At 40.8% G+C, this 22,206-nt stretch carries 16 protein-coding genes, 17 tRNA genes and 3 rRNA genes; 4 read left to right on the forward strand and 32 right to left on the reverse strand.

The annotated features are described in order from the left end of the window. Window positions 1-2: 2 nt before the first annotated feature. Both QF028_RS21080 and QF028_RS21085 read left to right on the forward strand, forming a co-directional pair. Entirely contained in the window at window positions 3-896 is an 894-nt protein-coding gene (locus QF028_RS21080) for a response regulator (protein ID WP_410888817.1), read from the forward strand. A gap of 198 nt (window positions 897-1,094) precedes the next feature. Then, window positions 1,095-2,366, forward strand: a complete 1,272-nt coding sequence (locus tag QF028_RS21085; protein WP_429468495.1) for a cation:dicarboxylate symporter family transporter — start codon at window positions 1,095-1,097, stop codon at window positions 2,364-2,366. A gap of 70 nt (window positions 2,367-2,436) precedes the next feature. Here QF028_RS21085 and QF028_RS21090 read toward each other — a convergent pair whose 3' ends face one another. The 7 genes from QF028_RS21090 to queG all read right to left on the reverse strand — a co-directional run bounded on the left by QF028_RS21090 (window position 2,437) and on the right by queG (window position 9,872). Further along, window positions 2,437-2,568 (reverse strand): hypothetical protein, encoded by a 132-nt coding sequence (locus QF028_RS21090; protein WP_429468497.1) that lies wholly within the window; start codon window positions 2,566-2,568, stop codon window positions 2,437-2,439. Window positions 2,569-2,772: 204 nt separating this feature from the next. Beyond that, on the reverse strand, window positions 2,773-3,939 hold the full coding sequence (gene yhbH / locus QF028_RS21095; protein ID WP_215003926.1) for a sporulation protein YhbH: 1,167 nt from the start codon (window positions 3,937-3,939) through the stop codon (window positions 2,773-2,775). 275 nt (window positions 3,940-4,214) lie between these two features. Continuing rightward, complete coding sequence (locus tag QF028_RS21100) at window positions 4,215-6,110, reverse strand: PrkA family serine protein kinase (RefSeq protein WP_088085888.1); 1,896 nt, start codon at window positions 6,108-6,110, stop codon at window positions 4,215-4,217. A gap of 324 nt (window positions 6,111-6,434) precedes the next feature. Further along, entirely contained in the window at window positions 6,435-7,184 is a 750-nt protein-coding gene (nfsA, locus tag QF028_RS21105; RefSeq protein WP_429468499.1) for an oxygen-insensitive NADPH nitroreductase, read from the reverse strand. 52 nt (window positions 7,185-7,236) lie between these two features. Further along, window positions 7,237-7,710, reverse strand: a complete 474-nt coding sequence (trmL, locus tag QF028_RS21110; protein WP_088085886.1) for a tRNA (uridine(34)/cytosine(34)/5-carboxymethylaminomethyluridine(34)-2'-O)-methyltransferase TrmL — start codon at window positions 7,708-7,710, stop codon at window positions 7,237-7,239. Window positions 7,711-7,783: 73 nt separating this feature from the next. Continuing rightward, complete coding sequence (locus QF028_RS21115; RefSeq protein WP_429468502.1) at window positions 7,784-8,656, reverse strand: amidase domain-containing protein; 873 nt, start codon at window positions 8,654-8,656, stop codon at window positions 7,784-7,786. A gap of 85 nt (window positions 8,657-8,741) precedes the next feature. Next, the gene (queG, locus tag QF028_RS21120; protein WP_429468504.1) at window positions 8,742-9,872 is read right to left on the reverse strand and encodes a tRNA epoxyqueuosine(34) reductase QueG; all 1,131 of its coding nucleotides are present in this window, start codon (window positions 9,870-9,872) and stop codon (window positions 8,742-8,744) included. 112 nt (window positions 9,873-9,984) lie between these two features. On the opposite strand from queG, the gene QF028_RS21125 reads away from it, so the two are divergent. Further along, the gene (locus tag QF028_RS21125) at window positions 9,985-10,656 is read left to right on the forward strand and encodes a B3/B4 domain-containing protein (protein WP_429468507.1); all 672 of its coding nucleotides are present in this window, start codon (window positions 9,985-9,987) and stop codon (window positions 10,654-10,656) included. A gap of 79 nt (window positions 10,657-10,735) precedes the next feature. On the opposite strand, the gene QF028_RS21130 is transcribed toward QF028_RS21125, so the two are convergent. The 21 genes from QF028_RS21130 to QF028_RS21230 form a co-directional block, all read right to left on the reverse strand. Then, window positions 10,736-10,809: transfer RNA gene (locus tag QF028_RS21130), tRNA-Gly, on the reverse strand. 420 nt (window positions 10,810-11,229) lie between these two features. Beyond that, window positions 11,230-11,311: transfer RNA gene (locus QF028_RS21135), tRNA-Leu, on the reverse strand. A gap of 27 nt (window positions 11,312-11,338) precedes the next feature. Continuing rightward, window positions 11,339-11,424 (reverse strand) — tRNA-Leu (locus QF028_RS21140). Window positions 11,425-11,468: 44 nt separating this feature from the next. Continuing rightward, a tRNA-Cys gene (locus QF028_RS21145) sits at window positions 11,469-11,542 on the reverse strand. Between the two features lie 8 nt (window positions 11,543-11,550). Next, window positions 11,551-11,625, reverse strand: a tRNA-Gly gene (locus QF028_RS21150). 4 nt (window positions 11,626-11,629) lie between these two features. After that, window positions 11,630-11,704, reverse strand: a tRNA-Gln gene (locus tag QF028_RS21155). 31 nt (window positions 11,705-11,735) lie between these two features. Beyond that, window positions 11,736-11,811 (reverse strand) — tRNA-His (locus QF028_RS21160). 11 nt (window positions 11,812-11,822) lie between these two features. Further along, window positions 11,823-11,896, reverse strand: a tRNA-Trp gene (locus tag QF028_RS21165). 5 nt (window positions 11,897-11,901) lie between these two features. Beyond that, window positions 11,902-11,986 (reverse strand) — tRNA-Tyr (locus QF028_RS21170). Between the two features lie 26 nt (window positions 11,987-12,012). Continuing rightward, window positions 12,013-12,088, reverse strand: a tRNA-Thr gene (locus QF028_RS21175). A gap of 170 nt (window positions 12,089-12,258) precedes the next feature. Then, window positions 12,259-12,334, reverse strand: a tRNA-Phe gene (locus tag QF028_RS21180). Between the two features lie 22 nt (window positions 12,335-12,356). Beyond that, a tRNA-Asp gene (locus QF028_RS21185) sits at window positions 12,357-12,433 on the reverse strand. Window positions 12,434-12,435: 2 nt separating this feature from the next. Beyond that, window positions 12,436-12,509: transfer RNA gene (locus tag QF028_RS21190), tRNA-Met, on the reverse strand. Window positions 12,510-12,540: 31 nt separating this feature from the next. Further along, window positions 12,541-12,616: transfer RNA gene (locus tag QF028_RS21195), tRNA-Val, on the reverse strand. 9 nt (window positions 12,617-12,625) lie between these two features. After that, window positions 12,626-12,700: transfer RNA gene (locus QF028_RS21200), tRNA-Glu, on the reverse strand. A 19-nt stretch (window positions 12,701-12,719) separates the two neighbouring features. Continuing rightward, window positions 12,720-12,811, reverse strand: a tRNA-Ser gene (locus tag QF028_RS21205). A 4-nt stretch (window positions 12,812-12,815) separates the two neighbouring features. Beyond that, window positions 12,816-12,890: transfer RNA gene (locus QF028_RS21210), tRNA-Asn, on the reverse strand. Window positions 12,891-12,904: 14 nt separating this feature from the next. Then, a 5S ribosomal RNA gene (gene rrf / locus QF028_RS21215) occupies window positions 12,905-13,021 on the reverse strand. A gap of 127 nt (window positions 13,022-13,148) precedes the next feature. After that, window positions 13,149-16,083: ribosomal RNA gene (locus tag QF028_RS21220) — 23S ribosomal RNA — on the reverse strand. A gap of 197 nt (window positions 16,084-16,280) precedes the next feature. Then, window positions 16,281-17,830: ribosomal RNA gene (locus tag QF028_RS21225) — 16S ribosomal RNA — on the reverse strand. The 16S, 23S and 5S rRNA genes sit together here with 17 tRNA genes alongside, the layout of an rRNA operon. A gap of 268 nt (window positions 17,831-18,098) precedes the next feature. Then, window positions 18,099-18,974 carry a nucleotidyltransferase-like protein gene (locus QF028_RS21230; protein ID WP_429468509.1) on the reverse strand — a complete coding sequence of 292 codons (876 nt, stop codon included), beginning with the start codon at window positions 18,972-18,974 and terminating at the stop codon, window positions 18,099-18,101. A gap of 152 nt (window positions 18,975-19,126) precedes the next feature. Here QF028_RS21230 and QF028_RS21235 point away from each other — a divergent pair, with 152 nt between their 5' ends. Continuing rightward, window positions 19,127-19,471 carry a YgzB family protein gene (locus tag QF028_RS21235; RefSeq protein WP_214998166.1) on the forward strand — a complete coding sequence of 115 codons (345 nt, stop codon included), beginning with the start codon at window positions 19,127-19,129 and terminating at the stop codon, window positions 19,469-19,471. A 112-nt stretch (window positions 19,472-19,583) separates the two neighbouring features. Here QF028_RS21235 and perR read toward each other — a convergent pair whose 3' ends face one another. From perR to QF028_RS21255, 4 genes are all read right to left on the reverse strand, one after another. Further along, entirely contained in the window at window positions 19,584-20,021 is a 438-nt protein-coding gene (gene perR, locus QF028_RS21240; RefSeq protein WP_168242311.1) for a peroxide-responsive transcriptional repressor PerR, read from the reverse strand. Window positions 20,022-20,398: 377 nt separating this feature from the next. Beyond that, complete coding sequence (bcp, locus tag QF028_RS21245) at window positions 20,399-20,869, reverse strand: thioredoxin-dependent thiol peroxidase (RefSeq protein ID WP_410889550.1); 471 nt, start codon at window positions 20,867-20,869, stop codon at window positions 20,399-20,401. An 84-nt stretch (window positions 20,870-20,953) separates the two neighbouring features. After that, window positions 20,954-21,346, reverse strand: a complete 393-nt coding sequence (locus QF028_RS21250; protein WP_214998168.1) for an ion channel — start codon at window positions 21,344-21,346, stop codon at window positions 20,954-20,956. A gap of 71 nt (window positions 21,347-21,417) precedes the next feature. Further along, the gene (locus QF028_RS21255; protein ID WP_098929927.1) at window positions 21,418-22,203 is read right to left on the reverse strand and encodes an ABC transporter permease; all 786 of its coding nucleotides are present in this window, start codon (window positions 22,201-22,203) and stop codon (window positions 21,418-21,420) included. Window positions 22,204-22,206: the final 3 nt, after the last annotated feature.

Here is a 22,206-nt window from a genome sequence, read left to right on the forward strand (position 1 = left end):
AACTGAGATATTTTATAGTAGACGACGATACAGCAAGTCGTAGAATGCTAAAGAAAATCATTTCAGAGGGCAAGCTAGGAGATGTAGTCGGTGAAGCAGAATCTGGCGCCCATTCGCTTCCGCTCATCCTTTCGATCCGTCCAGATGTTGTCTTAATCGACTTTTTAATGCCTAATCTCGACGGAATTGAAACAATTGAACAATTGAGGATTCAAGGATTTCAAGGACAATTCATCATGATTTCTCAAATCGAAAATAAAGAAATTGTCGGTGAAGCTTATGAAAAGGGTGTTGAGTTCTTTATTCATAAACCAATTAACCGATTAGAAGTACAAAGCATTCTAAAAAAAACAGTAGGACAATATCGCCTTAGACAATCGTTAATGACTATTCGGGAATCCCTGGCATACATGGAATCAGACAAGTTTACGCAAAAACAACTAAGTGTGAAAGAAATCGTATATTCCATATTAAATGATATGGGGATTATCGGAGAATCAGGAAGTGGGGATATGGTATTGATGATGGAATTTTTAATAAATCGCAATGATTCCACTGCACTATTGCCCCCTCTCAAGGATTTATACGAAGCTATTTCCAGTTCGAATAAAGCAGACATCCTGGATATTAAAAAAGAAACGAAATCGATTGAACAGCGTCTCCGCAGAGCCATTATAGCAGCACTTAACAACTTGGCTTCATTAGGAACATTGGATTATACCAACCCCAATTTTGAATATTATGCACCCCGTTATTTCGATTTTCAAGAAATAAGGGTACGAATGAAAGAATTGAATCAAAATAGCAATGAAGCAACGAAAGTAAAAATTAATATTAAAAAATTCCTCCAGGTTTTGTTCCTTGATACAGCAGAAAAATACTCTCAAACTTCATAAAAGAAACGATTTATTTCCCCAGATCTTTAGCTAAGTTCTGGGATTTTTTCTGTCAATTCAAAATAACGTAAATATTTTATAATCAGTTATGTCGGATTTAGTAGGATTTAATAATCTCCTTATATAATTAACTTACATTTTAAAATTTACAGAAAAAATAGTAAGCGTTTGCACTTTATATTTTAAGGAGGATATTGGATGAAAAAATTTAAGTTTGGCTTAGGTTATCAAATACTTGTTGGATTGATTTTGGGGATTATTGTCGGAGCCATTTTTTACGGAAATCCTGCAGTTGCAACCTATTTACAGCCCATTGGTGACATCTTTATTCGAATGATAAAAATGATTGTGGTTCCCATTGTTATTTCAACACTAATCCTTGGTGTTGCCGGAACCGGGGATATGAAAAAGTTAGGTAAACTCGGTGGGAAAACCATTCTTTACTTTGAAATTGTTACATCGATCGCTATCATAATAGGTTTGCTTGCAGCGAATATTTTTAAGCCAGGTGTAGGTGTGGATATGGCCAAACTGGCTAAAGGCGATATACAAACATATGTAGACTCAACAAGTGAAGTAACAAGTCATAGTTTTATGGATACATTTGTCAATATTGTTCCGAAAAATATCTTCGAATCTATAGCAAATGGGGACATGCTTCCTATCATTTTCTTTTCCGTTATGTTTGGGTTAGGAATTGCAGCAATCGGTGAAAAAGGAAAACCAGTTCTTGCATTCTTCCAAGGTACGGCCGATGCCATGTTTTGGGTAACAAATCGGATTATGAAATTTGCACCATTTGGCGTTTTTGCCCTTATAGGTGTAACGGTTTCAAAATTTGGAGTAGCGTCCTTAATTCCCCTTGGAAAATTAGTCATTTGTGTTTATGCCGCAATGTTCTTTTTTATTGTTGTTGTGTTAGGTGTTATAGCAAAGATATGTGGGACCAGCATTCTTCATATTACAAAGATATTAAAGGACGAAATAATTTTAGCTTTTTCAACGGCCAGTTCAGAAAGCGTCTTGCCAAAAGTGATGGAAAAAATGGAGAAATACGGGTGTCCGAAAGATGTTGTTTCCTTTGTTATTCCAACAGGTTATTCATTTAACTTAGATGGTTCTACCCTCTATCAAGCGCTAGCAGCAATTTTCATTGCTCAAATGTACGGAATCGATTTAAGTATTTCTCAACAAATTTCTTTAATGTTAGTATTAATGGTTACATCCAAAGGAATTGCAGGTGTACCGGGTGTTTCTTTTGTGGTTCTATTAGCAACTTTAGGAACTGTAGGCATTCCACTAGAAGGCCTCGCATTTATAGCGGGTATCGATAGACTTCTAGATATGGCTCGTACCGTTGTTAATGTATTCGGTAACTCATTGGCAGCAATCGTTATGTCTAAGTGGGAAGGGCGATTTGATTCAAAGAAAGGTAAAGAATACATCACTTCCATTGATAAAGCTGCATAAGATGGTAAACACAAAAAGGCGATGACACTCAGTCATCGCCTTTCATTTGTATTAATAATCCAACTTTTTATTATTTATTAGTGGTTTCCCAAGTAATATTAGGTCCAGATGGCTGAGGATCATTTTTCAACAAGAACTGCTGCAAGGTAGCTATATCATCAGTATTAATAAAATCAACACCGACTTCAAAAGTTCCTTCCATATAGCATCTCTGTCATTCGATTGAATTTATTTAATCAATCTTATAAATGGCAGTATGTTTTTTGAATAAAAAAAATAAACGTATTATATACAAGTTATGAAAAGAATCTTGTATATAATCCACCTTTTCAGGGAAGATGCTTATTGCATTAAAGTACAGTAGCAATAGCAAAAAACGACTGGTGCCTGACACCAGTCGTTTTTGTTAAGCGAATAATTTCGATTCTTCTGCTTGGAAAAAGCTCTTCATTGCATGAAACACATCTGCTTTTTGCTTAAGAATATAGTAGCGGAATTGATCATCTTTAATGTTCTTATAGGCTGACATTAAGGTTGAATGGCGATTGTATTGATTTACCTCTCCATACCCGAACATGTTTGACACCTTCATTAATTCCTCAACTAGCTTCACGCAGCGGGCGTTATCCGATGTGAGATTATCACCGTCTGAGAAGTGGAATGGATAGATGTTGAACTTACGTGGATTGTATTTGGCATCAATGATTTCTAAGGCTTTGCGGTATGCAGATGAACAAATTGTCCCACCGCTTTCACCCTTAGAGAAAAAGTCCTCCTCAGTAACAACTTTAGCCTCAGTATGGTGCGCAATAAACTCAATTTCCACTGTTTCATATTTCGTTCTTAAAAAGCGTGTCATCCAGAAGAAAAAGCTGCGTGCCATATATTTCTCCCATATCCCCATACTTCCACTTGTATCCATCATTGCGATGACCACCGCTTTGGAATCCGGTTTAACTACTTCATTCCAAGTCTTAAATTTCAAATCATCCTTATAAATAGGGTGAAAAGCAGGCTTCCCGCTCATTGCATTCCTTTTAAATGCAGACATCATCGTTCGTTTCTTATCGATATTCCCCATTAAACCTGTTTTTCGTATATCGTTGAATTCAATATTTTCAACGAGATGCTCTTCTTGTTCTTTTCTCTTTAAATTTGGAAGCTCTAATTGTTTAAATAGGGCTTCCTCAAGCTCCATTAATGATACTTCTGCCTCAAAATAATCTTCGCCTGCTTGGTCTCCCGCTCCTTGGCCTTTACCTGGTCCCTTTTGGCCGCTAGAACCGTCACGTGCAACGACATCACCTACTTGACTGTCACCATCACCTTGGCCCACGTGTTTGTTTTTGTCATAATTATAACGAATTTTATATTCGTCCAATGAACGAATCGGAATTTTTACTACATCTCGACCATTAGACATAATTATGCTCTCTTCTGTAATTAAGTCTGGAAGATTGTTGCGAATTGCCTCCTGGACTTTTTCCTGATGCCTCTGCTGATCATCGTGGCCTTTACGATGGAGGGACCAATCTTCTCTTGAAATGACATATTGATGGTTGTTAACTGACAATGTAAACCCCTCCTTATTAATTTATTAGTTTCCAAAATGCACAAATTTTTATCAAATTCATAATATAACTCGAATGAAAAAATTAAGATAAATATGGATTACTTTATCCTATGCAGAAAAATAGAATAATTTACAAATTATTTTGACAATTGTGCTTTTGCCTACTAAATTGGACAAATTATCCATGTGGATGCACCGGGATTTCTCCTTATCATCATAAGGAAAAAAATAGACTGACAGATTACCTTCTGCCAGTCCTAGCTATTTTAATCCACTTATCTATTTAATAGACTACCCACATAACGCAGCAATTCATTAGCTGATGTTGTATTATAGCCATGCTCATCAACCAACCTGGCCACCACGTTATTAATCTTTTTCAATTGCTGTTCATCAGGTGTTTTCGATGAAGTGGTGATTTTTACTACATCCTTTAAATCTGCAAACAATTTCTTTTGAATGGCTTCACGCAGGCGGTCATGAGAGTTATAGTCAAAACGTTTGCCTTTTCTTGCAAAAGCAGAAATTCTTATTAGTACTTCTTCCCTGAAAGCCTTTTTCGCATTTTCAGAGATGCCGATTTGTTCTTCAATGGAACGCATGAGCTTTTCATCTGGATTGATTTCTTCTCCAGTAAGTGGATCGCGAAGCTTCGATTTGTTGCAATAAGCTTCAACATTGTCAAGGTAATTATCCATTAACGTTTTAGCTGACTCTTCGTATGAATAAACAAATGCTTTTTGGACTTCCTTCTTGGCAATATTATCATACTCTTTACGGGCTAATGAGATATAATTCATATAACGTTCACGTAACTCTGTAGTGATGGACGGGTGTTGATCCAGCCCATCTTTTAATGATCTTAATACATCAAGTGCATTAATTGAAGGTATTTCTTTACGAATGATCGTGGATGAAATCCGGTTAATCACGTAACGAGGATCAATACCACTCATACCTTCATCTGGATATTCCTTCTTAAGTTCATCCACATCCGCCGTATTAAAGCCCTCCACACTTTCTCCATCATAAAGGCGCATTTTCTTAAGTAAATCAATATCGCCTTTTTTCGGTTCCTTTAAGCGAGTAAGGATGGTAAACATCGCTGCTACCTTTAATGTATGTGGTGCAATGTGAACATCAGAAACATCACTCTCATTAATCATCTTTTCATAAATTCTCTCTTCTTGTGACACCTTCAAGTTATAAGGAATAGGCATAACAATTATCCTTGAGTGGAGTGCTTCATTTTTCTTATTGGAGATAAAGGAGCGATACTCCGTTTCGTTCGTGTGCGCTACGATTAGCTCATCAGCACTAATTAAGGCAAACCGGCCTGCTTTGAAATTCCCCTCTTGAGTTAGAGACAACAAGTGCCAAAGGAATTTCTCATCACACTTTAACATCTCCTGGAATTCCATCATTCCACGGTTCGCCTTATTAAGCTCACCATCGAAGCGATAGGCACGTGGATCTGATTCGGAACCAAATTCCGCAATGGTTGAAAAATCAATACTTCCTGTTAAATCGGCAATATCCTGTGATTTCGGATCGGATGGGCTAAATGTTCCGATTCCGGTTCGCTTATCTTCGGAGAAGAAGATTCTTTCTACTAAAACATCTTCGATTCGTCCACCATACTCCTGTTCTAGACGCATCATATTCAATGGAGAAAGATTACCTTCGATGCGAATTCCATACTCATCATGGAAATCCTTGCGTAAATGATGTGGAATTAAATGAAGTGGATCTTCATGCATTGGGCATCCTTTAATGGCAAACACAGAGCCTCTATCCGTGAGAGAGTAAGCTTCAAGTCCCCTTTTTAGCATGGTAACAAGAGTTGACTTCCCTCCACTTACAGGACCCATTAATAACAAAATACGCTTCCTTACATCCAGCCTTTTTGCTGCCGGATGGAAGTATTCTTCAACAAGCCGTTCCAGCGATTCCTCTAAACCAAATAATTGATTGCTAAAGAATTCGTACTTTTTCGTCCCTTTTTCTTCAGTAATTCCTGCATCTTTAAGCATATTATAAACTCGTGAATGTGCCGACTGTGCAACCCATGGCTTCTCTTTCAACAACTGTAAATAATCTGCGAATGACCCTTCCCACCGTAGCTTTTCTTCTTCTTCGCGATACATCTCGATTTTTTTTAGAATATCCATAAGGCCCTCCCCCTGTAGGTTAATCAGAGACGATTAATATACTCTATGCTGATAAGCTTTTGAACATGCGTACCATTCCAAGTAGCGTCTATCTTTTTTGTATTAATAAAAAGAATCTCCCTCTTTTCATTTTTATAAGATAGGCTATAATAAAACTATATGTGTGATAAAAATGAAAAATGTATGACGAAGGAGGATTACATAAATATGAACACTTTCATCGTTTGTTTAGTAATGGTCACGTTTTTAGCGGCAATCTTCACATCGGGTTATAATGACAAACCAGGTTCTTCAAAATAAAAAAACTGCCAATCGGCAGTTTTTTTATTTAAGATTAAGTTTATTTTTTTGAACAAACTCCTTCATATACATTCTACTCTTCCTATCAAGCATAGTGGCTATTTGGTCAGTCCAGCGGTCCTTTCTTTTCCCATTGGTCCGCTCTTCATAGTAGGAAGAAATCAATTCATCATATTTTTGCAGTTGACTAAGATAAACTTCAGAGTTTTGTTGATATTCATCTTCATGGTAAACATGCTCATACGGGAGCCTAGGTTTTTTGTCTGTCAATTTGGTTGGAACTCCAACAGCTAGTCCGAACAAAGGAATAACCCGCTCGGGTGTCTTTAAAAGCTTTTTAACTTCTTCTAGGTTATTGCGAATTCCACCTATGTAACATATTCCTAACCCAAGCGATTCCGCTGCAATCGCTGCATTTTGTGCAGCTAAAGAAGCATCTATTAGAGCAACCATGAACTTTTCAGTACTTTCGATAGATGGAGTAACATCTTTTTGTTCCTTCTCCCCAATAATGGTGTGACGATAAAGATCGGCGCAAAAAACAAAAAAGTGACCATTTTTTTCAACATATTCTTGGTTACCAGCAATCTCAGCTAATTTTTTCTTTTTCTCTTTGTCCTTAACACCAATAATAGAGTAGGCTTGAATAAAACTTGATGTTGCCGCTGCTTGGGCACTAGTAACAATCGTTTTGATTTGTTCATCTGTTAATGGCTTGTCCTCAAAATGACGAAGGGAGCGATGATTAAGAATTGTTTTGATAACTTCATTCATGACAAACTTCCTTTCATTTCATCAAAAGGAGGCCCGATAGGACCTCCTTTTATTATTTTAAATGTGCATAGTTTTGCTGACGAAGTGCTTCATAAATAAGAATGGCAGCTGTATTGGATAAATTTAAGGAACGAATATTTTCATTCATAGGGATCCGCAAACTGACGTCTTTGTTATTTTCAATAACATCTTTCGGAAGTCCTGTCGTTTCCCGTCCAAAGATAAAATAGTAATCTTTGCTTGAATTACTATAATCAAAGCTGCTAAAAGGCTTTTGACCAAATTTTGTGATATAAAAAAAATCACCGCCAGCATTCTTTTCATAAAAGTCATCAAGTGAATCATAGTAGACAATATTAACGTGTTGCCAATAATCCAAACCTGCTCTTTTTAACATTTTGTCATCGGTCGAAAAACCTAATGGACGGATTAAATGTAAATTGGTATCTGTTCCGGCGCATGTTCTTGCTATATTTCCTGTATTAGAAGGAATCTGTGGCTGATATAATACTACATTTATTGACACGTTTCTCACCTCGATAAAAAACTCTACATGCCATTATACCACTATGATTTATCCTTTCAATAATGATGCATTTTTAACCCAGAATCGTATAAAACTTATATTTTATTTTAGGTGTGTAGGCAGATGAATCTTCATATGCCCAATACCTCATTCGGCTATTATAGGTATGGGCGTTCACTAACGGCATTCCATGTGCATCCTTACCCGTAACAATTGTATTATGATTAAATCGTCCATCCCCTTCAAAATCGTAACAAATAACATCACCTAATAATAATTGATCAGGACTGCTGACTTCCCGTGCCCGTAAACCACTTTTAGAATGTGCAAAATAAAGCTTAAATGAGTGTGCCACCGCCCAACTGTAGCTCCAATTCTTATTTTGGAGCCACCACCCTGTGCTCCGATTTGGATAGCCTCTCATCGGCGCTTCGCCCGTATGGAGGCATTGTGAAATAAAGTTGGTGCAATCATTCTCAAATTTTTTGTAGGCAGGATTGTAGCTATTCCACCAGCGTTCCGCATATTGTACAGCTTTTAAGCGGTTGTATTGAAAGCTTAATCGTTCATCACTATCCTCAAAGCTCTGTGTAATTGGTACTTGATAAGGCTCTTGATAATCATAAGGGTTGATTTCCTCATCCATCACTAAAGCCTCTTTATAAAACTTAGCTAATCTTTCTTCGACTTCTTCCTCCATGTAAAGAATACCTTTTTGTTTAATTAAATATTGATAATGAGCATGATATTTTACTGTTTGAAATTCATCCTCTTCATTTCTTTCTATGATTCTGCCGGCTGCTTTTACTTTGACAATTTCTGCAGACCTTTTTGACAATGCACTTTGTTTTATTTCAGCCTTTGGAAAAAATACTTTATGTGTTCTTTTATCGGAGACAAATTGATTTACTCTTTTATCAAATAAATCTTGTATCAAATGAAGCATATTTCTCACCCCTTTCTCTCATACATATGAGAGAAGACAGGATTTCAATCAAAAAAAATGAGCAAACCCTTGAGTTCACTCATTTTTACCTATAATAACTTAAACCTTTTTCTATTTCATTTTGTACTTCCAGATCGGTTTCAAGCTCTTGAGCTTTTTTTAAGGCAGCAAAAGCAGTTTCACCGCCAATTTTCCCAAGGGCCCAGGCAGCTGTTCCTCTTGATACTGGGCTTCCCTCATTTTCTAATACATCCACTAATTCGGGAATTGCTGTTATATCCTTAAAATGGGCAAGCGCGATAATCGCATTCCGTTGAATCGGCTTTTTCCCTCGCCATGAACCAGCAACGTAACCAAATTTAGCTTTAAATTCCCGATTACTTAATTTTAAGATTGGCTTTAGTAACGGTTTGGCAATATCAGAATCTGCTTCAAGTTCCTCATGGAAATGAAAATTCTTCCCTTTGTTAACCGGACATGCTGTTTGGCAAGAATCACAGCCATAGACGCGGTTACCAATTTTGTCTCTAAACTCATCTGGGATAAATGTTTTTGTTTGTGTTAAATAAGAAATACAGCGCTGTGCATTAATTTGTCCACCTTGTATAAGTGCCCCTGTTGGACAAGCATCCAAACACTTTGTGCATGACCCGCATTGATTTTCAATTGGTGTATCTGGTTCAAAAGGGATACTGGTAATCATTTCCCCAAGATAAACATATGATCCGAACTCCGGTGTAATAATGGAACAATTTTTTCCGCTCCAACCAATTCCAGCACGCTCGGCCACAGCGCGGTCTGAGAGTTCTCCAGTGTCAACCATCGATTTTAACCTAGCTTCTGGCATTTTTGCAGAGATAAACTCCTCAAGTTTGTGCAGCCGGTCCTTGAGAACATGATGATAGTCGAGACCCCAAGAGGCCCTGCTGAAAATCCCTCTTCTCTCACCCTTTTTACTCTCAACACGGTAATTCATTTTGGAAGGGTAAGCAATGGCAATGGAAATGATCGAACGAGGTTCCTCTAGTAATAATGAAGGGGTCACTCTCTTCTCTATATCTGGTTCTTCAAATCCTGATTGGTATTTGAGTTCCTGTTGCCTTATTAATCGGTTTTTCAATTTAGTGAACGTGTCTGCGGTTGTGAAACCAATTTTATCGATTCCAATTTCTTTACTATAGGCGATGAGTTCTTCCTTTAAGTTTAGGACATCCATTTGATCCCCTCCTTCCCTAGAAGTCATTTATTTTAATAATTGGCTCGTTATATTATTAGATGCGCATCTATTTATGATAAACTATTTTCAATGAATTTTGGAGGTGGAATGGTTGGAAATTCAACTCTCACAGGAATTATTTGAGCAAATACCTAACTTTAAGCTGGGGATAATTGAATATAAAGATATTATGGTCGGGGAATCGCAGCAAATGATAAAAGGAAGACTCCAGCTTTTCCAAGAATCTATTTATTTTGATTTAGAAAATAAAAATGTTACTGAACTCTCTGGCATTCAGGAATGGCGTACTATTTTTAAAAAAATCGGTAAAGACCCGAACAGGTATCGACCCTCAGTAGAGGCGTTATACAGGAGAGTACAAAAACAAAATTACCTTACTTCCGTTCAGAGTGCGATTGATATAAATAATTTTTTCTCTTTACAATATCAAGTACCAATCGGAATATATGACCTGAATCTCATAAAGGGACGGGTGAGCATTCGGTTGGGAACGGTGGGTGAGGAATATACCGGATTGAATGGGCGAATAAATTCTTTAAATCGTCTAATTGTATCTTGTGATGAACTGGGTCCATTTGGAAGCCCATTCGTCGATTCTGATAGAACACCAGTAACTTTTGCTACTAAAAATGCCCTGCAAATTATTTATTTGAGGCCTTCAACCGACGTTGAAAACGCGATGAAACTAACAGAATCTTTAATGAATATGTTTACAAAATTACATGGAGGAGATGCTTCCTTCCAAATCCTTAGGTGTCCATAGGGCATCTTTTTCTTTGTATAGAAAAAAACGCAATGCATCGTTCTCTTATGTAACGATACACTGCGTTAGTTAATATGTATGGAGCGGGTGATGGGAATCGAACCCACTACATCAGCTTGGAAGGCTGAGGTTTTACCAGTAAACTACACCCGCATTAATAAGTGACAAATTTTTGAATCATCAACTGACCTTTTCTATATTACACACTATTTTTAGTATCGTCAAGGGAAAAACGCAAATTTTGTCGAATTTATTTAAGAGTGGTGCATTATTTTGGGAAAGAAACAAGAATTTTAGTTTGACAGTCTTCATAAAAGATTATGGAGATTATGGATTATACCATTAGTCTGTTTTCGTCAATAATGATGTAATTATAAAGGAGATGCTCATTAAAATTGATATTTTGTGTAAAATTACACTTCATTATCTGGAATTTTTTGATTGATTTAACGATTTAGTATTCAATGGGCGAATTTTATGAGCAACAATCTTTTAGAAAAGAACAAAATAAAATTTAGTCAAAAAAAAGTTGCTCATATTTTTATGAGCAACTTTCTTATTAAAACAAATTGATACCGGTGATCGGGGTCGAACCGATACTCCTCACGGAACACGATTTTGAGTCGTGCGCGTCTGCCAATTCCGCCACACCGGCGCGTATAAAATTGTTTTGATAAAGCAATGCCGAGGACCGGAATCGAACCGGTACGGTAGTCACCTACCGCAGGATTTTAAGTCCTGTGCGTCTGCCAGTTCCGCCACCCCGGCAAAATCTAATTACCTGTTTTAATCCATACCTAGCAAATGTTTTATGGAGGCGGCAACCGGATTCGAACCGGTGGTAAAGGTTTTGCAGACCTCTGCCTTACCACTTGGCTATGCCGCCATATACATTGGAGCGGAAGACGGGATTCGAACCCGCGACCCCCACCTTGGCAAGGTGATGTTCTACCACTGAACTACTTCCGCAAATTGGCTGGGCTAGCTGGATTTGAACCAACGCATGTCGCAGTCAAAGTGCGATGCCTTACCGCTTGGCTATAGCCCAATGTTATTCTAATTATTTAATAATCATATTATGGGGCGACTGATGGGAATCGAACCCACGAATGCCTGAACCACAATCAGGTGCGTTAACCACTTCGCCACAATCGCCACAATATAATTGGCAGGGGTAGTAGGAATTGAACCCACACCAAAGGTTTTGGAGACCTTCGTTCTACCTTTAAACTATACCCCTATAAATGGTGGAGGGGGACGGATTCGAACCGCCGAACCCGGAGGGAGCGGATTTACAGTCCGCCGCGTTTAGCCACTTCGCTACCCCTCCACATATTATATTCACTGTGTAACTTCTGGTGCCGGCGAGAGGACTTGAACCCCCAACCTACTGATTACAAGTCAGTTGCTCTACCAATTGAGCTACCCCGGCGTAAAGTTTGGTATATTATTTGATTTATCCACGCTGTCCTAGTTATCGTCATCCTGACCTCAGGAAGCTTATACAAGCAGCAACTCGGTCAGTATGCTGAAGATAATTTAGGAAGCATATTCGGTTTTGCTCTACCAATTGAGCTACCCCGGCAAGTTTTTTAATATAAATGGTGGCTCAGGACGGAATCGAACCGCCGACACAAGGATTTTCAGTCCTTTGCTCTACCGACTGAGCTACTGAGCCATAATAGTTTGCCAAATGAAAATGGCGGTCTGGACGGGACTCGAACCCGCGACCTCCTGCGTGACAGGCAGGCATTCTAACCAACTGAACTACCAGACCAATTGCGGGGACAGGATTTGAACCTGCGACCTTCGGGTTATGAGCCCGACGAGCTACCGGACTGCTCCACCCCGCGACAATAATAATAATAATCTAATTTGAAAATATGGTGGAGGATGACGGGCTCGAACCGCCGACCCTCTGCTTGTAAGGCAGATGCTCTCCCAGCTGAGCTAATCCTCCACAAATCAATGGTGACCCCTACGGGACTCGAACCCGTGTTACCTCCGTGAAAGGGAGGTGTCTTAACCGCTTGACCAAGGGGCCATATCTTTTAAAAAAATTATGGCGGAGAGCAAGGGATTTGAACCCTTGAGACAGGGTTACCCGCCTACACGATTTCCAATCGTGCTCCTTCGGCCACTCGGACAGCTCTCCATAATGGCTCCGCAGGTAGGACTCGAACCTACGACCGATCGGTTAACAGCCGATAGCTCTACCACTGAGCTACTGCGGAATAATAGTATTACAGCCTGGCAACGTCCTACTCTCACAGGGACGCATGTCCCAACTACCATCGGCGCTGAGAAGCTTAACTTCCGTGTTCGGTATGGGAACGGGTGTGACCTTCTCGCCATAATTGCCAGACCATTTATTCGACACTATTTTATTATAATGTCTTTTTCATATTTTTCAAGAGGAAAATTATTTTTTTTTCATTCCCTCAAAACTAGATAATGCAGAAGAAGTTTGTAAAACGAGTATGCCTTATAAATTGGTTAAGTCCTCGAACGATTAGTATCAGTCAGCTCCACATGTTACCACGCTTCCACCTCTGACCTATCAACCTGATCATCTTTCAGGGTTCTTACTAGCTTGCGCTATGGGAAATCTCATCTTGAGGGGGGCTTCATGCTTAGATGCTTTCAGCACTTATCCCGTCCGCACATAGCTACCCAGCGATGCCCTTGGCAGAACAACTGGTACACCAGCGGTGCGTCCATCCCGGTCCTCTCGTACTAAGGACAGCTCCTCTCAAATTTCCTGCGCCCACGACGGATAGGGACCGAACTGTCTCACGACGTTCTGAACCCAGCTCGCGTACCGCTTTAATGGGCGAACAGCCCAACCCTTGGGACCGACTACAGCCCCAGGATGCGATGAGCCGACATCGAGGTGCCAAACCTCCCCGTCGATGTGGACTCTTGGGGGAGATAAGCCTGTTATCCCCGGGGTAGCTTTTATCCGTTGAGCGATGGCCCTTCCATGCGGAACCACCGGATCACTAAGCCCGACTTTCGTCCCTGCTCGACTTGTAGGTCTCGCAGTCAAGCTCCCTTGTGCCTTTACACTCTGCGAATGATTTCCAACCATTCTGAGGGAACCTTTGGGCGCCTCCGTTACTCTTTAGGAGGCGACCGCCCCAGTCAAACTGCCCACCTGACACTGTCTCCCACCCCGATCAGGGGTGCGGGTTAGAATTTCAATACAGCCAGGGTAGTATCCCACCGACGCCTCCACCGAAGCTAGCGCTCCGGCTTCTCAGGCTCCTACCTATCCTGTACAAGCTGTACCAAAATTCAATATCAGGCTACAGTAAAGCTCCACGGGGTCTTTCCGTCCTGTCGCGGGTAACCTGCATCTTCACAGGTACTATAATTTCACCGAGTCTCTCGTTGAGACAGTGCCCAGATCGTTACGCCTTTCGTGCGGGTCGGAACTTACCCGACAAGGAATTTCGCTACCTTAGGACCGTTATAGTTACGGCCGCCGTTTACTGGGGCTTCGATTCAGAGCTTCGCTTGCGCTAACCCCTCCTCTTAACCTTCCAGCACCGGGCAGGCGTCAGCCCCTATACTTCGCCTTGCGGCTTCGCAGAGACCTGTGTTTTTGCTAAACAGTCGCCTGGGCCTATTCACTGCGACTCTTCGAGGCTATTCACCTCAAAAAGCACCCCTTCTCCCGAAGTTACGGGGTCATTTTGCCGAGTTCCTTAACGAGAGTTCTCTCGCTCACCTTAGGATTCTCTCCTCGCCTACCTGTGTCGGTTTGCGGTACGGGCACCTTTTATCTCGCTAGAGGCTTTTCTTGGCAGTGTGGAATCAGGAACTTCGGTACTAAATTTCCCTCGCTATCACAGCTCAGCCTTCGCGAGAAGCGGATTTGCCTACTTCTCAGCCTAACTGCTTAGACGCGCATATCCAACAGCGCGCTTACCCTATCCTCCTGCGTCCCCCCATTGCTCAAACGATAAAGAGGTGGTACAGGAATATCAACCTGTTGTCCATCGCCTACGCCTTTCGGCCTCGGCTTAGGTCCCGACTAACCCTGAGCGGACGAGCCTTCCTCAGGAAACCTTAGGCATTCGGTGGATGAGATTCTCACTCATCTTTCGCTACTCATACCGGCATTCTCACTTCTAAGCGCTCCACCAGTCCTTACGGTCTAGCTTCAACACCCTTAGAACGCTCTCCTACCACTGACATCAGAGATGTCAATCCACAGCTTCGGTGATACGTTTAGCCCCGGTACATTTTCGGCGCAGAGTCATTCGACCAGTGAGCTATTACGCACTCTTTAAATGGTGGCTGCTTCTAAGCCAACATCCTGGTTGTCTAAACAACTCCACATCCTTTTCCACTTAACGTATACTTTGGGACCTTAGCTGGTGGTCTGGGCTGTTTCCCTTTTGACTACGGATCTTATCACTCGCAGTCTGACTCCCACGGATAAGTCTTTGGCATTCGGAGTTTGTCTGAATTCGGTAACCCGATGAGGGCCCCTAGTCCAAACAGTGCTCTACCTCCAAGACTCTTACTACGTGAGGCTAGCCCTAAAGCTATTTCGGAGAGAACCAGCTATCTCCAAGTTCGATTGGAATTTCTCCGCTACCCACACCTCATCCCCGCACTTTTCAACGTGCGTGGGTTCGGGCCTCCATCCAGTGTTACCTGGACTTCACCCTGGACATGGGTAGATCACCTGGTTTCGGGTCTACGACCACATACTCATACGCCCTATTCAGACTCGCTTTCGCTGCGGCTCCGTCTTTTCAACTTAACCTTGCATGGGATCGTAACTCGCCGGTTCATTCTACAAAAGGCACGCTATCACCCATTAACGGGCTCTAACTACTTGTAGGCACACGGTTTCAGGAACTATTTCACTCCCCTTCCGGGGTGCTTTTCACCTTTCCCTCACGGTACTGGTTCACTATCGGTCACTAGGGAGTATTTAGCCTTGGGAGATGGTCCTCCCTGCTTCCGACCGGATTTCTCGTGTCCGGCCGTACTCAGGATCCACTCAGGAGGGAACGAAGTTTCGACTACAGGGTTTTTACCTTCTATGACGGACCTTTCCAGATCGCTTCATCTACCCCGTTCCTTTGTAACTCCATGTTGAGTGTCCTACAACCCCAAGAGGCAAGCCTCTTGGTTTGGGCTATGTCCCGTTTCGCTCGCCGCTACTCAGGGAATCGCGTTTGCTTTCTCTTCCTCCGGGTACTTAGATGTTTCAGTTCCCCGGGTATGCCTTCATTACCCTATGTATTCAGGTAAAGATACTGTTCCATTACGAACAGTGGGTTCCCCCATTCGGAAATCTCCGGATCAAAGCTTACTTACAGCTCCCCGAAGCATATCGGTGTTAGTCCCGTCCTTCATCGGCTCCTAGTGCCAAGGCATTCACCGTGCGCCCTTTCTAACTTAACCTAAAAGGTTTGTTTCTTCTTACTTAAATAAGAAATTGGCATTGACTCGGTTCTTACATTGACTTCTTCATTACGATTATCTAGTTTTCAAAGAACGATTAAAAAAAGCTTTGAGAGAATTGTACTCTCAAAACTAAACAAACAAAGATCGTGTCACAAACTGTTTTGTCTGGCTCACAGGTCCAGCTTTATCCTTAGAAAGGAGGTGATCCAGCCGCACCTTCCGATACGGCTACCTTGTTACGACTTCACCCCAATCATCTGTCCCACCTTAGGCGGCTGGCTCCTTGCGGTTACCCCACCGACTTCGGGTGTTACAAACTCTCGTGGTGTGACGGGCGGTGTGTACAAGGCCCGGGAACGTATTCACCGCGGCATGCTGATCCGCGATTACTAGCGATTCCGGCTTCATGCAGGCGAGTTGCAGCCTGCAATCCGAACTGAGAATGGTTTTATGGGATTGGCTAAACCTCGCGGTCTTGCAGCCCTTTGTACCATCCATTGTAGCACGTGTGTAGCCCAGGTCATAAGGGGCATGATGATTTGACGTCATCCCCACCTTCCTCCGGTTTGTCACCGGCAGTCACCTTAGAGTGCCCAACTGAATGCTGGCAACTAAGATCAAGGGTTGCGCTCGTTGCGGGACTTAACCCAACATCTCACGACACGAGCTGACGACAACCATGCACCACCTGTCACTCTGTCCCCCGAAGGGGAAAATCCTATCTCTAGGAGTGTCAGAGGATGTCAAGACCTGGTAAGGTTCTTCGCGTTGCTTCGAATTAAACCACATGCTCCACCGCTTGTGCGGGCCCCCGTCAATTCCTTTGAGTTTCAGCCTTGCGGCCGTACTCCCCAGGCGGAGTGCTTAATGCGTTAGCTGCAGCACTAAGGGGCGGAAACCCCCTAACACTTAGCACTCATCGTTTACGGCGTGGACTACCAGGGTATCTAATCCTGTTTGCTCCCCACGCTTTCGCGCCTCAGCGTCAGTTACAGACCAGAAAGCCGCCTTCGCCACTGGTGTTCCTCCACATCTCTACGCATTTCACCGCTACACGTGGAATTCCGCTTTCCTCTTCTGCACTCAAGTCCCCCAGTTTCCAATGACCCTCCACGGTTGAGCCGTGGGCTTTCACATCAGACTTAAAGGACCGCCTGCGCGCGCTTTACGCCCAATAATTCCGGACAACGCTTGCCACCTACGTATTACCGCGGCTGCTGGCACGTAGTTAGCCGTGGCTTTCTGGTTAGGTACCGTCAAGGTACCGGCAGTTACTCCGGTACTTGTTCTTCCCTAACAACAGAGCTTTACGACCCGAAGGCCTTCATCGCTCACGCGGCGTTGCTCCATCAGACTTTCGTCCATTGTGGAAGATTCCCTACTGCTGCCTCCCGTAGGAGTCTGGGCCGTGTCTCAGTCCCAGTGTGGCCGATCACCCTCTCAGGTCGGCTACGCATCGTTGCCTTGGTGAGCCGTTACCTCACCAACTAGCTAATGCGCCGCGGGCCCATCTGTAAGTGTCAGCCGAAACCGACTTTCAGCTTTTCCTCATGAGAGGAAAAGGATTATCCGGTATTAGCACCGGTTTCCCGGTGTTATCCCAGTCTTACAGGCAGGTTGCCCACGTGTTACTCACCCGTCCGCCGCTAACCAACAGGAGCAAGCTCCTATTGATTCGCTCGACTTGCATGTATTAGGCACGCCGCCAGCGTTCGTCCTGAGCCAGGATCAAACTCTCCAAGAAAGTTGATTAGCTCATTTGTTACGTTGGCTTAGTTTCTTAATTGAAACTAAAAAATTTTGTTTGTTTGCACGATTTTGTTTGTTTAGTTTTCAAAGATCAATTTCTCATTCGCTCGTAAGCGACTTTATTAATATAACACAAAGCATTTGAAAGTGTCAATAACTTTTTTTAAACCGTCACTTACGAAAACATCATTTAGTTTGTTTCTCAGCGACGGTTATTAATATACCAAGTAACAACGAAAAGGTCAATAGGTTTTATTGTTTTTTTAAGATAATTTTTTATTGAGTCGATAACCTCTATGAAAAACCCCTTGGCCCTTCGTTTCAATATTAACTACTTCTATCAAATGTTTATCAATTAAATATTCAAGAAGCACACCCAAATCGACTGAGTATGGGAGCAACTCTTCTTCACTCATAATTTCATTAAACATCCAAATTTCCTTACGACTAAGAATATCTAACAAATGGACTGTCCCAATATTTGTTCTCGAATGGATCATGAACTCGCTCGCAAGGAACAGCAGCTCAAGTCTTTTCTCAAGCGTTTCTTCGCTATAGACAAGTTCTTCGTATAGTTTAAAAATTTCTGGTTCAATCTGTTTTACTTGATTCCAAACAGTCAGTTCTGGATGGAGTCCATTTTCTAATATGGCTAACCTGGCAAGATGGTGCAGCGAATGGACAACATAGTTGTATGCATCTAAAAACTGATGACCTTCAAACAAAGCTTTTCCATCCACATATCGCCGAATCAATTTGGCAAATTCTAAACCCATTTTTATTTTGCGTCCGTTAAAAGGAAATTCTCGCAATTCCGTTTTTAAATTGGCTACGTATTCGTTTCGATCAAAAATGATTTTTGCCTCATGAAGCCATTCAAATATTTTCCGATTCGATCCTAATAATAACCACTCTTGCAACTGCGCTTCTGTGATGATATGCATTGCTGCCTTTTTATCGTAGTAAGTATAGTGCTTAATGAATAGCGGCTGATCCGCTTCTTTGACAAGAACTAAGAGAATTTCATCAAATGAATCTGTTATGTGGCTTAACTTTTGTTTTTTTTGTACCATTAATACTCCAAGGGTATTTAATTGGCTCGCCCTTTCTTGATAAATAGGCCGAAGGATGTCTTCCATCTTCATTCCTCCATTTTTTTCAGGTAGCAATATAAGTTCGACAAGGAAAACAAATCTCCTTCTTTATTCAAAGACAAATTTCGACATTCTTCTACGTAGACTTTTCTTTTCTATTTATAAATATGGTATAGTTTTCTCTAGGAGGGAGTTACATGGCAAAATATTCGAGTAAAATAAATAAAATTCGTACCTTTGCATTATCGTTAATTTTCATTGGTTTCATTGTTATGTATGGTGGTATCTTTTTTCGATCTTCACCACTTATTATGACCATTTTTATGATTTTAGGCCTTCTTTTTATTATTGCCAGTACTATTGTTTATTTTTGGATTGGAATGCTTTCTACAAAATCCATCCAAGTAAAATGTCCAAGCTGCGGTAAGCATACTAAAATGCTTGGTAGAGTGGATATGTGTATGTATTGTCGTGAGCCATTAACCCTTGACCCTAATTTAATAGGCAAGGAATTCGATGAGTCCTATAATAAAAAATCCTAAAAATAAAAAGAGGAAGAAGTAAACCAATCTGCAGAATAGCTGCCATGGATTACTTCTTCCTCTTTTATTTACAGCAAAAGACTGATTTTTCTAAAATCAGCCGCGATCCTATTTAATGCACTTCTTTACTTGCGCACTCAGGGCAAGTACCGTAAATTTCCATACGATGATTCTCGACTTTAAAGCCGGTCACATGCGATGCTAAGTGCTCCACTTCATCTAGGCCCGGATAAAGGAAGTCAACAATTTTCCCACACTTCTCACATATCACATGATAATGATGGGATGTTACAAAATCAAAACGGCTGGAGGCATCTCCAAAAGTTAATTCCTTCACTAGACCCACTTCACGAAATACTCGTAAATTATTGTAAACTGTCGCCACACTCATATTAGGGAATTTTCCCTCTAGAGCTTTATAAATATCATCTGCGGTAGGATGTGACATCGAGTTTATTAAATATTCAAGTATCGCATGACGCTGCGGAGTAATCCGTACACCTGTTTCTTTCAAGGTATCCAACGCTTCTTTTAACTGATTCATCGCCATGCACCTTCTTTCTAAAAAGTATTCTTAGATTGTAATTGTTATAATTAATTTTACTAAGTAATTTGTACTTTTGTCAATATTGTTATCTCATTAACGGGAAATGTTATTTCCTTTTTCCATGTTTGTTTGTATTTTATGATAAATATTATCAATTATTTCTTTCCCTTGGAAATTTTATTAAATGACTCACCGCAAACCCAAGCATAGAACTTATTTCATGATAAATCCCATATTCCTTTTTATTTCCATAAAAAAAGGGGCCACTATGGACCCAAAGTTTATCTGAGGAGGTATGCCCTAATAAAATGATATTCAATCTAACGTTTCTTGCATTGGACAAATGCCTTTTCTGCGCAAAATAGGCTTCAGAAAGCAGATCAGCTTAACTGTTCTCGTATGTATGATAAAGCCTCTTCTACATGACCTTTAACTTTGACCTTTCTCCATTCTTTGACGAGTTTGCCTTCCTTATCAATAATAAAAGTAGATCTTTCTATACCCATGTATTCTTTCCCAAAGTTTTTCTTTAACTGCCAAACTCCAAATGCTTCCGCTAAAAGATGTTCCGTATCTGCAAGTAGCAAAAATGGCAAACCATATTTCTCTACAAATTTCTGATGGCGGTCAACCGGATCCGGACTAACTCCTAAAACCACGGCATTTACCTCAGTAAATTGTTGAATTTGATCCCGAAAATCACATGCTTCGGTTGTACAGCCCGGAGTCATGTCTTTTGGATAAAAATAAATAACAACATTTGTGCCCCGAAATTTTGAAAGATTTACTGTTTCGCCATTATTGGCTTCTAACTCAAAATTCGGTACCTGCATTCCGATTTCAACAGTCATCCCTACCACTCCCATTGTAAATTATTCCTTATCATTAGCGTAGCAAAATCCCGGCTGACAAAACAACTATCCTGCATCGCTAACTTACTTTTCCCGATCAAAAACAACGCGGGCAACAAATGCAGCAGGTAGTGTATAACCGATCAACGCCTCTGTAACGGTAAGGATTCTTCCTATCCCATGTGGAATGACATCGCCATTCCCAACTGAAAATAAGGTCATTGCACTAAAGTAAAAGCTTGTTTCAAAAATATTTTTGTTTTGATTATTTACCTCTATCAATAATGACATTCCGATTAACTCAAAAAGCAAATAAATAAGACCAAAACCAATAATGACAGTCAAATACACAGAACCTAAATACAAAAAATTATCAATTGATACCAATTTACCTTTTACGGTATTTGGTATAAAAAGCGTCCTTAAACTCATAAAGATGCAAAAGATGACGATTGGAAGCAAGAAAAAAAACACCACAGACCACCTCTATTTTAACATCTGGTATTTAATTTCTATGCACGCTTGACCAATAAAATATCAAATTCTAGTTAATTGCCCGCACCTCGGTATTTTTTTACCCCTTGATTCCAAAGCATTACGGAAAGTACGAAAAAAACAACTCCCATCACAGGTGTTAAAAACGAATACCAAAACCATTCTTTTTTTCCAAGGAAAAAGGCAGCAGGATAAACACCAACAAAGGCAAATGGCATCACCCATGTTAGTACAAAACGAATTAGTTTATTATAGATATTAACTGGGTACCTGCCATAGTTGCTAATATTGTACATCATCGGCATAAGAGATGTACGCGCATCTGCCCAAAAGCTAATGCAGGCGATCATGATGAAAACTCCACCATAAACCAATGCCCCACCGAGGACAAAAACAATAAACAAGATTGGATCGAACCAATGGACTTCCAGTCCCAACCGACTCCCCGCGTAAAACATGACAGCAAGTCCTGTTAATGCCCCTAACAATGATTCCAATTCAATTCGTTCAAGAATTATTTGAAAGAGACTGTGTATCGGTCTAGTTAAGATACGATCCAGTTCTCCCTTTACGATATAGCGCTCATTAAAATCCCAAATGTTAAAGAAGGCAGAAAAGACTGCGGAAGGTACTAGAAAAAATCCATAGATAAATATGATTTCATCCCTGTTCCAGCCATTTAACAAATTGGTATGTCCAAAGACGACCAATATGAAAATAAGGTTTATTGCTTGTGATAGTAAATCAGAGAAAAACTCTACAAATATATCTGCTCGATATTGAAGTCTCGTTTTTAAATATTGAGATATATATTGAAAAAACATAGATATATAAAACAACTC

The organism is Neobacillus sp. B4I6 (assembly GCF_050434045.1).
Classification (GTDB): domain Bacteria; phylum Bacillota; class Bacilli; order Bacillales; family Cytobacillaceae; genus Neobacillus.

Excerpts from the sequence above, each read along its gene's own strand:
- QF028_RS21085 (WP_429468495.1), top strand. The coding sequence starts at position 1,095 with ATGAAAAAATTTAAGTTTGGCTTAGGTTATCAAATACTTGTTGGATTG.
- QF028_RS21090 (WP_429468497.1), bottom strand. The coding sequence starts at position 2,568 with ATGGAAGGAACTTTTGAAGTCGGTGTTGATTTTATTAATACTGATGAT.
- QF028_RS21100 (WP_088085888.1), bottom strand. The coding sequence starts at position 6,110 with ATGGATATTCTAAAAAAAATCGAGATGTATCGCGAAGAAGAAGAAAAG.
- nfsA (WP_429468499.1), bottom strand. The coding sequence starts at position 7,184 with ATGAATGAAGTTATCAAAACAATTCTTAATCATCGCTCCCTTCGTCAT.
- QF028_RS21115 (WP_429468502.1), bottom strand. The coding sequence starts at position 8,656 with ATGCTTCATTTGATACAAGATTTATTTGATAAAAGAGTAAATCAATTT.
- queG (WP_429468504.1), bottom strand. The coding sequence starts at position 9,872 with ATGGATGTCCTAAACTTAAAGGAAGAACTCATCGCCTATAGTAAAGAA.
- QF028_RS21230 (WP_429468509.1), bottom strand. The coding sequence starts at position 18,974 with ATGGAAGACATCCTTCGGCCTATTTATCAAGAAAGGGCGAGCCAATTA.
- QF028_RS21235 (WP_214998166.1), top strand. The coding sequence starts at position 19,127 with ATGGCAAAATATTCGAGTAAAATAAATAAAATTCGTACCTTTGCATTA.
- perR (WP_168242311.1), bottom strand. The coding sequence starts at position 20,021 with ATGGCGATGAATCAGTTAAAAGAAGCGTTGGATACCTTGAAAGAAACA.
- bcp (WP_410889550.1), bottom strand. The coding sequence starts at position 20,869 with ATGACTGTTGAAATCGGAATGCAGGTACCGAATTTTGAGTTAGAAGCC.